Origin of the sequence: Calidithermus terrae (genome assembly GCF_003574345.1) — a bacterium.
GTDB lineage: Bacteria > Deinococcota > Deinococci > Deinococcales > Thermaceae > Calidithermus > Calidithermus chliarophilus.
Window position 1 is genome coordinate 56705 of record NZ_QXDL01000002.1, and the last position, 10555, is coordinate 67259.

Sequence of the window (10555 nt, forward strand, 5' to 3'; positions counted from 1 at the left end):
TCACCCACCACGGCCTTCGGCACGAGGGATAAAGATTTCCTCTAACTTTATCGCCCTGGCTTGCGGGGGTCGGCGAGTCTAAACCTCAAATGAAGGCCTTGCCCGGGCGGAGGGTTGGCTCGAGCCGACGTCCCCGGCCCAGCTACCGGCCGTCGGCGGCCCGTGCAGGAGGCCTAGTCCGCCGCCACGCCCGTCTTCTGCGCGATCTCGGGGATGCGGGCCAGGAAGGCCCCGGTGGGGCTGTGGGTGCTGGCGACCTGCTCGGGGGTGCCCTCCGCGACGATCTGCCCGCCCCGGGCCCCGCCCTCGGGGCCGAGGTCGATGACCCAGTCGGAGGTTTTGACCACGTCCATGTTGTGCTCGATGACCACCACCGTGTTGCCCGCGTCCACCAGGCGGTGCAGCACGTTGAGCAGCTTGGCGGTGTCCTCGAAGTGAAGCCCCGTGGTGGGCTCGTCGAGGATGTAGAGGGTGCGGCCGGTGGCCTTGCGGCCGAGCTCGGTGGCGAGCTTGATGCGCTGGGCCTCCCCGCCCGAGAGCGTGGGCGAGGGCTGGCCGAGCTTCATGTAGCCCAGGCCCACGTCGAGCATGAGCTGGAGCTTGCGGGCGATGGTGGGCACGTTCTCGAAGAAGGCCAGGCCCTCCTCGACGGTCATGTCGAGCACGTCGGCGATGGACTTGCCGCGGAACTTGACCTCCAGCGTCTCCTTGTTGTAGCGCTTGCCCTTGCACACCTCGCACTGCACGTAGAGGTCGGGCAGGAAGAGCATCTCGATCTTCTTGGTGCCGTCGCCGCCGCAGGCCTCGCAGCGCCCGCCCTTGACGTTGAAGCTGAAGCGCCCGGCCTGGTAGCCGCGCTTTCTCGCCTCGGGGGTCTTGGTGAAGAGGTCGCGGATCTCGTCGAAGATGCCGGTGTAGGTCGCGGGGTTGGAGCGGGGGGTGCGGCCGATGGGCGACTGGTCGATCTCGATGACCTTGTCGAGGTGCTCCAAGCCCTCGATCTTGTCGAAGCGGCCGGGGATGGTCTTGGCCCGCATCAGGTCGCGGGCGAGGGCGGCGTAGAGCACGTCGTGCACCAGGGTGCTCTTGCCCGAGCCCGAGGGCCCGGTGATCGCCACGAAGCGGCCGAGCGGGACGCGCAGGTCCACGTTCTTGAGGTTGTGCTCGCGGGCGCCGCGCACCACCAGGCTCTTGCCGTTGCCCTTGCGCCGCAGCTTGGGGACTTCGATGTGCCGGGTGCCCTTGAGGTAGGCCCCGGTGAGGCTGTTGGGGTTGTCGAGGATGTCCTGCAGCACGCCCTCGGCCACCACGTGCCCGCCGTGGATGCCCGCGCCCGGCCCCATGTCCACGATCCAGTCGGCCTCGCGCATGGTGTCCTCGTCGTGCTCGACGACGAGCAGGGTGTTGCCCAGGTTGCGCAGCTTCTTCAGCGTGCCGATGAGGCGCTGGTTGTCCTTGGGGTGCAGCCCGATGGAGGGCTCGTCGAGCACGTAGAGCACCCCGGTGAGGCCCGAGCCCACCTGGGTCGCCAGGCGGATGCGCTGGGCCTCCCCGCCCGAGAGGGTGTTGGCGGCGCGGTCGAGGGTGAGGTAGTCGAGGCCGACGTCCTCGAGGAAGCCCAGCCGGCTGGTGATCTCGCGCCAGATGGGCGCGGCCACCTGGGCCTGGAACTCGTTGAGGTCGCGCTTCTCCGACGGCTCGGCGAGCCCTTCGATGGGGATGCGGAACTCGGCCAGGCGCTCGCAGGCCTCGATCACGCGGTTCTGGCCCAGCGCCTCGAAGAACTGCCGGGCCTCGCGCACGGGGAGGTTGGAGACGTCGGCGATGTTGAACAGCCCCACCCGCACCGACAGCACCTCCTTCTTGTAGCGCGTGCCCGAGCAGGCCGGGCAGGGCTGGAGGGTCATGTAGGCCTCCAGCGCCTCGCGCAGCCCCTCCGACTCGGTCTCCTGGTAGCGCTTCTCGAGCCACGGCAGCACGCCCTCGTAGTGCACCTGGAAGCGCAGCGTCTCGCGCCCGCCCCGGCGGAACACCACCTCGAAGGGCTCGGGCAGCCCGTGGACGACCGCGTCCTGGGCGGCCCTGGGCAGTTCCTTGAAGGGGGCCTTCATGTCGAAGCCCATGTGCTCGGCCAGCGCCCGCAGGCGGTCCCAGAGGTAGCCCTTGCCGTTGTCGCGCCCCTTGGACCAGGGGATGATGGCCCCCTCGGCCAGGGAGAGCTCGGGGTTGACCACCAGCGCCGGGTCGAAGACCTGGTTGTAGCCCAGCCCCGAGCAGTCGGGGCAGGCGCCGTAGGGGGCGTTGAAGGAGAAGATGCGCGGCTCGAGCTCCTCGAGCACGCTGCCGTGCTCGGGGCAGGCGAACTTCTCGGAGAACAGCTCCTCGCTGGCGTCGTCGGGGTAGAGCACCCGCATCAGGCCCTCCCCGCGCAGCAGCGCCAGCTCGACCGACTCGGCGATGCGGCTGCGCTCCTCGGCCTTGAGCACCACCCGGTCGATCACCAGGTCGATGTCGTGCTTCTCGTACTTCTCGAGCTTGAGGCCCAGGGCCTCCTCGAGGGTGTAGATCACCCCGTCCACCCGCACGCGGGCGTAGCCCTCCTTCTGGAGCTGCAAAAACTCCTTGCGGTACTCGCCCTTGCGCCCGCGCACCACCGGGGCCATCAGGATGGCCCGTGTGCCCTCGGGCCGGCGGAAGAGCCGGTCGGTGATCTCGGAGGCCGACTGCCGCTCGATGGGCCGCCCGCAGTGCGGGCAGAAGGCGGTGCCCACCCGCGCGAAGAGCAGGCGCAGGTAGTCGTGGACCTCGGTCACGGTGCCCACCGTCGAGCGGGGGTTGTGCGAGGTGGTCTTCTGGTCGATGGAGATGGCCGGGGAGAGCCCCTCGATGCTGTCGACGTCGGGTTTCTCCATCACCCCCAGGAACTGGCGGGCGTAGCTCGACAAGGACTCCACGTAGCGCCGCTGGCCCTCGGCGTAGATGGTGTCGAAGGCCAGGGTGCTCTTGCCCGAGCCCGAGACCCCCGTAATGACGATGAACTGCCCGCGGGGCAGTTCAACGGTAATGTTCTTGAGGTTATGTTCCCGCGCTCCACGTACGATGATGCGGTCCATCCGAAGGAGTATAACACCGGCTTTGGGTTATGTAAATAACATATGCAAGCCTCAGCGGCAGGGTGTATGATGCGGGGTTGCCCGGCCGGCCGCAGGGGCTAAGCTGGAGGGGCCCGCGCCCGGCGCACCGCTATGAAATACACCGTCTTGACCCTCTTCCCCAACCTGATCCGGCCCTGGCTCGAGGAGTCGCTCATCGCCAAGGCCCTCGAGCGGGGGCTGCTCGAGGTCGAGGTCCACGACATCCGCGAGCACGCCACCGACAAGCACCGCACCGTCGATGACACCCCCTACGGCGGCGGGGCCGGGATGGTGATGCGCGTGGACGTGGTGGTGAAGGCCATCGAGGCCGCCGGTCCTGCCGACGAGGTGATCCTGCTGTCCCCGGCAGGCCGGCCCTTCGACCAGCGCATGGCCGAGGAGCTCGCCGCCAAGCAGCACCTGGTGCTGGTGTGCGGCCGCTACGAGGGCATCGACGCCCGGGTGGAGCGCTTCGTCACCCGCGAGGTCTCCATCGGGGACTACGTGCTGATGGGCGGCGAACTGGGCGCGCTGGTGCTGCTCGAGGCGACCTCGAGGCTCGTCCCCGGCGTGATCAAGGAGGCCGAGAGCCACCGGCAGGACTCCTTCGCCCAGGGCCTCCTCGACTACCCCCACTACACCCGCCCCCCCGAGTTCCGCGGCCTCGGCGTCCCGGAAATCCTCACCTCGGGCCATCACGCCAAGATCGCCGAGTGGCGCCGCAAGCAGGCGCTGCTGCGCACCAAGCAGCGCCGGCCGGACCTCCTGGAGCGCGCCGAGCTGACGCCGAAGGACCTGGCGTGGCTCGAGGAAGAGGCGTGAAGTGTGCCGAACGCGAAACGCCGATAGCCAAACGCAAAACGCGGGTCGTGCGTCGTACGTCCTACGTCGTACGTCTTACGCAAAACGCAAGACGCCAGACGCCTTGTTCCCCCCTTAGCAGGGGGGGTCTAGGGGGGATAAACCCTCCTCGCGCGCCGGGAAGGGTAAACCACGAGCTACAAGCTGACCGCTGAGAGCTGAGGGCTGACTGCCGCCCTACCCGTTTGACTCTCCCTGTCCGCTGCTGCTATACTTTCAAGCCGCTGTGCCGAGTGTCGCGCGCTGCGTGGCACGCTCGAGGCCTACCGACCCAAGAACCCGTCGCACGGGCGACGCAAGCAAAGGTTCCGCTGGGAACAGGAGCAAGCCATGAACCGTGGTGCCCTACTCAAAGTTGTCGAACAGCCGTACATCCGTACCGACATCCCCCCCTTCCGCGCCGGCGACACCGTCAAGGTCAACTACAAGGTGCGCGAAGGCAGCCGGACCCGCATCCAGGCCTACGAAGGCGTGGTGATCAAGGTCAAGCGCAACGGCTTCAACTCCTCCTTCACCGTGCGCAAGATCTCCTTCGGCGAAGGCGTGGAGCGCGTGTTCCCCTTCAACTCCCCCCTCATCGACTCGGTGACGGTGGTGGGCTACGGCAAGGTGCGCCGGGCTAAGCTGTACTACCTGCGCGACCTGCGCGGCAAGGCGGCCCGCATCAAGACCGACCGCGCCCGCGTGGGCGGCAGGGGCGGGGAAGCGGCTCCCGCCGCCGAAGCCCCGGCTCAGGGCGAGTAAGGCCCGCCGCTGTTCTTCACGAAATGCCCCGGTCCGTGAACCGGGGCATTTCGGGTTTTAATCCTTTTCCCTCGAGCCGACATGCCTTAGGCTTGACGGCATGACCACACTGGAAGCAAGCCAGAAGATCGGCAATTACCGCGTGCTGGAGGTGCGGGAGCTGCCGCACCTCCGGGGCCAGTACGTCCGCCTATTGCACGAGCCCACCGGCGCCCAGCACATCCACATCGCCTGCCCCGACGACAACAACGCCTTTTGCGTGAGCTTCCCCACCGTGCCCCAGGACTCCACCGGCATCGCGCACATCCTCGAGCACATCGTGCTCGCGGGCTCGGAGCGCTACCCGGTGCGCGACCCCTTCTTCAGCATGCTGCCGCGCTCGCTCGCCACCTTCATGAACGCGCTCACCTACCCCGACCGCACCGCCTACCCCTTCTCCACCCGGGTCGAGAAGGACTACTACAACCTGCTCGAGGTCTACCTCGACGCCTGCTTTTTCCCCCGCATCGACTACGAGGCCTTCCGGCAGGAGGGCTGGCGCTACCAGTTCGCCGAGCTCGAAAACCCCGGCTCGCCCCTGCAGTACGGCGGGGTGGTCTTCAACGAGATGAAGGGCATGATGGCGACCCCCGCCTACGTCATGTTCCGCAACCTCGGCCGGGCGGTCTTCCCCGGGCTGACCTACGCCAACAACTCCGGCGGCGACCCCCGCCACATCCCCGAGCTCACCTGGGAGGCGCTCAAGGACTTCCACGCGCGGCACTACCACCCCTCCAACGCCTACTTCTACACCTACGGCAACCTGCCGCTCGAGAAGACCCTCGCCGCCATCGAGCGCTACGCCCTCGCACGCTTCGGCCGCATCGACCCCGGCACCGCCATCCCCGACCAGGAGCGCTTCAGCGCGCCCCGGCGGCACGAGGCCGTCTACCCGCTAGCCCCCAGCGAGAACCCCGACAAGAAGTCGCAGGTGCTGGTGGCGTGGCTCACCGCCTTCGTCGGCGACGTGGTGGAGGTGCTGGGGCTGTCGGTGCTGCAGCGGGTGCTGCTCGCCAACGCCGCCTCGCCCCTGCGCAAGGCGCTGCTCGAGAGCAAGGTCGGCGAGGCCTTGGCCGACAGCACCGGCTTCAACACCGTCTTCCGCGAGGCGGTCTTCGCCGCCGGGCTCAAGGGGGTCAACCCCGAGGACGCCGACCGCGTCGAGGGGCTGATCCTGGACACGCTGCGCGAGCTCGTGCGAAGCGGCGTGGACCAGGCCATGGTGGACGCGGCCATCCACCGCCTGGAGCTCGAGTCGCGCGAGGTGTCGAACCAGGGCTTCCCCTACGCGCTCAAGGTCTTCTTCCAGCTGAGCGGGCCCTACCTCCACGGGGGCGACCCCTACCTGGCGCTGCAGTTCGACGCGGCGCTGGAGCGCCTGCAGGCCGAGCGCGCCAAGGGCCTGTTCTTCGAGAACCTCATCCGCAAGCACTTCCTCGACAACCCCCACCGCGCCACCATCGTGCTCAAGCCCGACCAGACCCTCACCGAGCGGCAGGAGCGCGAGGAGCGCGAGAAGCTCGAGCGCGTCCGGGCCAGCCTCTCCGAGGCCGAGGCGCGGCGCGTCGTCGAGGAGGCCAAGGCCCTCAAGCAGCGGCAGGAGGCCAAGGAGGACCGCTCGGTGCTGCCGACCCTCGAGCTCGCCGACATCCCCATGGGCTTCGAGGACGTGCCCCACGCCGTCAAGGTCGTGCAGGGCGCGACGGTGGGGCTCTTCCCCCAGCCCACCAACGGGATCAGCTACCTCGACCTGAGCTTCGACTTCGCGGGGCTGCCCGAGCGCTACCTCGAGCTGCTGCCCCTCTTCGCCTTCGTGGTGACGCGCATGGGCGGGGGGAAGAGCGACTACCTCGAGATGGCCGCCCGCGTCGAGGCCCACACCGGGGGCCTGAGCGCCGGGGCCTCGCTGCGCTCGCTCCCCGAGGACTTCAGCGCCTTCCGCCGCTCCTTCGGCCTGTCGGGCAAGGCGCTCTACCGCAACCACGCCGAGTTCTTCGCCATCCTGCACGACCTGCTCACCGCGCTGCGCTGGGATAGGGCCCACCTCAAGAACCTGCTGGGGCAGCTCAAGGCGAGCTACGAGGCCCAGGTCGTGCAGGCGGGCCACGTCTACGCCATGCGGCTCGCCGCGCGGCAGTTCGGCGGGGTGGCCGCGCTGCGGGAGCGGCTGGAGGGGCTCTCCCAGGTCGCGACCCTCAAGCGCCTGGCCGCCCTGGACGAGGCGGGCCTGAGCGGGCTGCTCGACGACCTCGAGGCCCTGCGCCAGCACCTCTTCCGCCGCGGCGGGCTGCGGGTGTGCGTGACGGCGGAGGAGGCGGTGCTGCTCGAGCTCGAGGAGCGGCTCGAGCCGCTCCTGGCCGCGCTGCCCGCCGGGGTGGGCGTCGCCGGGGCGGGCGAAGGGAGCCTGCCCGGCAAGAGGCTGGTCCCCCAGGCCCGCACCACCGCCGTGGCCGTGGCCTACGACGCCAAGCTCTTCCAGACGGTGCCCTACACCCACCCCGACGCGCCCGCGCTGCAAGCGCTCGCCAACCTGCTGCGCTCGGAGTACCTGCACAAGGAGATCCGCGAGAAGGGCGGGGCCTACGGGGGCTTCGCCGTGTTCAGCCCGGAGAGCGGGATGTTCGGCCTGCTGTCCTACCGCGACCCCCACATCGTGCGCACCTTCGAGGTGTACGGCGGCATCCACGGCTTCTTAGCCCGAGAACTCGAGCCCGAAAAGGTCAAGGAAGCCATCCTGGGGGCGGCCGGCGACATCGACCCCCTGCTCTCCCCCGACTCCAAGGGCCGCACCCGCTTCTTCGACGACCTCGCCGGCTACACCCTCGAGCGCAAGCGGCAGTACAAGGAGCGGCTGCTGCAGGTGACGCTGGGCGACCTGCGCCGGGTGGCCCGCACCTACCTCTCGGGCGAAGCCGCCCTGGCGGTGATCGCCGGCGAGGAAAAGGTTAAGGAAGCTAATCAAACGCTGGAACCGCCCTTCGAAGTGGCTGCAATTTAAGCGCATTCCAGGTAGAATACTGCCGGATTGGGGAAAAGCCCCTCGATCCGGCAGTTCTGCTGCCTTTCGCGCTCACCCTTGGGGCTGCCCTAAATTTCTCGAAAAATCGGGCTCGAAATTGGCCTGAGGCCGTGGTCTGTCCTCATTCCGCCGTCCTGACTATCGATCGGGTTCATCGCCGTCGCGTGGTGGTGTGTAAGGGGGAGGATCAGGTTGAAGCGATGGGCAAAGGTCGTGTTCGGGCTGGCTTTGGCGGTGACGGGCGGATCGGGTCTGGGTTATCTGGCGCTGCCCCAGGTGGTGCGCTGGTGTTGCAGCCCGCAGTACGAGGGGCGGTTGCGCCTGGAGGGCCTTCAGGCACCGGTGACGCTCGAGCGCGAGCCCAGCGGGGTCGTGCACATCCGGGCGCGGTCGGTGCCTGACGCCTTCTTCGCGCTGGGGGTGGCCCACGCCCAGGACCGGCTGTTCCAGATCGACCTGCAGCGGCACATCGGGGCCGGGCGGCTGTCCGAGCTCTTCGGCAGCGCGACTCTGGCGCAGGACAAGTTCATGCGCACGCTGGGGCTCTACCGCGCCGCCGAGCGCACCTACGAAGGGCTCTCGCCCGAGGGCAGGGCGGTGGTGGAGGCCTACCGGCGGGGCATCAACAGCTACCTCGCCTCCGACCCCCCGCTGCCGCTGGAGTACCGCGTCCAGGGGCTCAAGCCCCGCCCCTGGAGCGCCGCCGACGTGCTGGTGTGGGCCAAGGTGATGGCCTTCGACCTCTCCGGCAACTGGCGCTACGAGCTCGGGCGCTACGCCCGGGCCCGCCAGGGCATGAGCGTGGCCCGCATGAACGAGCTGCTGCCGCCCTACCCCGGCGACGAGGTCGCCATCGAGCGCTCCGCCGACGCGGCGCAGGTGCAGCGGCTGGGGCGGCTCGAGCTGCGGGAGCAGGCCCTGCTGGGCTACGTGCGCGGCCTGCCGGGGGGCCTGCTGCCCGCCGAGCGCGACCTGCGCACCGCCTCCAACAACTGGGCGGTGGCCGGGAGCCGCACCCGCACGGGCGCCCCCCTGCTCGCCAACGACCCCCACCTGGGGCTGAGCGTCCCCTCCCCGTGGTACTTGGTCCACCTCGAGGCCCCCGGCTACGACGTCATCGGGGCCAGCGTGGCCGGTCTGCCGGGGGTGGTGATCGGGCGCAACCCCCACGTGGCCTGGGGCGTCACCGCCATGGGCGCCGACGTGCAGGACCTCTACGTGCTGCGCCCCGTCGGCAAGGGCTACTGGCACGGCGGCCGGGTGGTGCCCTTCGCCGAGCGCAAGGAGGTCATCCGGGTGCGCGGGGGCAAGGACGTGGAGCTCGTGGTGCGCGAGAGCGTCTACGGCCCCGTGCTCAACGACCTGGTGGGCGAGGCGGGCAAGACCCCGGTGGCCCTGCGCTGGGTGGGCCTCGAGCCCGGCGACCGCACCCTCGAGGCCGTGGTCGAGCTGGGCCGGGTGCGCGACTGGCAGCAGTTCAAGGAGGCCCTCGCCGGCTACGCCGTGCCCACCCAAAACTTCGTCTACGCCGACCGCGCGGGCAACATCGGGCAGCTCTCGGCGGGCCGCTTCCCCCTGCGCCAGCCCGGGCACGTGGGCGCGCTGCCGGTGGCGGGCACGGGCGAGTACGACTGGCGCGGCTGGGTGGCCCCGGCCGAGTGGCCCCAGCACTACAACCCCGCCCAGGGCTTCGTCGCGACCGCCAACAACAAGGTGCTCGAGCCCGGCTACCCCCACCTGCTCACCGTGGACTGGGAGCAGCCCTACCGCGTCGAGCGCATCCGGCAGTTGCTCTCCCGGCCCCAGAAGTTCGGCCTGGAAGACATGCGGGCCATGCAGCTCGACACGCGCTCGCTGCTGGTGGAGCAATTCCGCCCCTTCCTCGCCCGCCTGCCGCTGTCGAGCCCCGAAGCCAAAGCCTGGCGGCAGCGCCTGCTGGCCTGGGACGGCGACATGCGGCCCGAGTCGCAGGAGCCCACCGTGTTCAACGCCTGGTACAGCGAGCTCTCGCGCCTGCCCAGCCGCGAGATCGGGCTGGAGTTCTGGGACCAGCCCCGCTACCTGCTGCGCGCGCTCGAGCACGGCGACCCCAACTGCCCCGAACGCGACTGCCTGGCCTACGCCGCCCAGGCCTTCGAACGGACCCTGCTGCGCCTGGGCCGCCAGGTCCCGCGCTGGGGCCACGCCCACGCCGCCCGCTTCACCCACTCCATCCTCACCCACACCCCCCTGCGCTTCATCTCCGACCGCACCCTCCCCCAAGGCGGGGACAACTACACCCTCGAGCGCGCCTCCTACGACCCCCAAACCCTCCGCACCAACGGCGGCGCCACCTACCGCCAGATCGTAGACCTGGCCGACCCGGAAAACTCCCTCTTCATGCTCCCCACCGGCCAGAGCGCCCACCTCTTCAGCCCCCACTACAGCGACCTGCTGCCGCTGTGGAAGGAGAACCGCTACCTGCCGATGAAAACGCGGGATTACCCGGTGGCCCAGACGTTGGTGTTGGAGCCGTAGCGAGGGGGTGATAATGGTCGATAGTCGATAGCTGATAGCCCATAGCCCATAGCCGATAGCCAAACGCAAAACGCGAGACGCCGGTCGTACGTCCTACGTCGTACGCGATACGCCCTGTTGGGATAAATCATCCCCTGGGGCTGTGACCGACCCGACAGCTAACTACAGCCCCACGTCCCAGGGGACAGGCGCTCGGTGGTTGCTGCCGTGCCCCGGCCGGGGTGTGCGGCCCGCGCGGGAG

General features: G+C 69.3%; 5 protein-coding genes. 4 read left to right on the top strand and 1 reads right to left on the bottom strand.

The genetic code is table 11. The annotated features are described in order from the left end of the window. Nucleotides 1-173: 173 nt before the first annotated feature. Nucleotides 174-3113 carry an excinuclease ABC subunit UvrA gene (gene uvrA, locus Mterra_RS00640; RefSeq protein WP_119313401.1) on the bottom strand — a complete coding sequence of 980 codons (2940 nt, stop codon included), beginning with the start codon at nt 3111-3113 and terminating at the stop codon, nt 174-176. 132 nt (nt 3114-3245) lie between these two features. Between uvrA and trmD the strand changes: the two genes are divergently transcribed. The 4 genes from trmD to Mterra_RS00660 all read left to right on the top strand — a co-directional run bounded on the left by trmD (nt 3246) and on the right by Mterra_RS00660 (nt 10314). Continuing rightward, nucleotides 3246-3956, top strand: coding sequence for a tRNA (guanosine(37)-N1)-methyltransferase TrmD (gene trmD / locus Mterra_RS00645; RefSeq protein WP_119313402.1), 711 nt, complete (start codon nt 3246-3248; stop codon nt 3954-3956). A 369-nt stretch (nt 3957-4325) separates the two neighbouring features. Continuing rightward, on the top strand, nt 4326-4739 hold the full coding sequence (rplS, locus tag Mterra_RS00650; RefSeq protein ID WP_119313403.1) for a 50S ribosomal protein L19: 414 nt from the start codon (nt 4326-4328) through the stop codon (nt 4737-4739). A gap of 100 nt (nt 4740-4839) precedes the next feature. After that, nucleotides 4840-7776: an insulinase family protein gene (locus Mterra_RS00655; RefSeq protein ID WP_119313404.1), complete on the top strand. Its 2937-nt coding sequence runs from the start codon at nt 4840-4842 to the stop codon at nt 7774-7776. A 213-nt stretch (nt 7777-7989) separates the two neighbouring features. After that, a complete protein-coding gene (locus tag Mterra_RS00660) occupies nt 7990-10314 on the top strand; it encodes a penicillin acylase family protein (RefSeq protein ID WP_245971439.1) in 2325 nt (774 codons plus the stop codon). Nucleotides 10315-10555 lie beyond the last annotated feature (241 nt).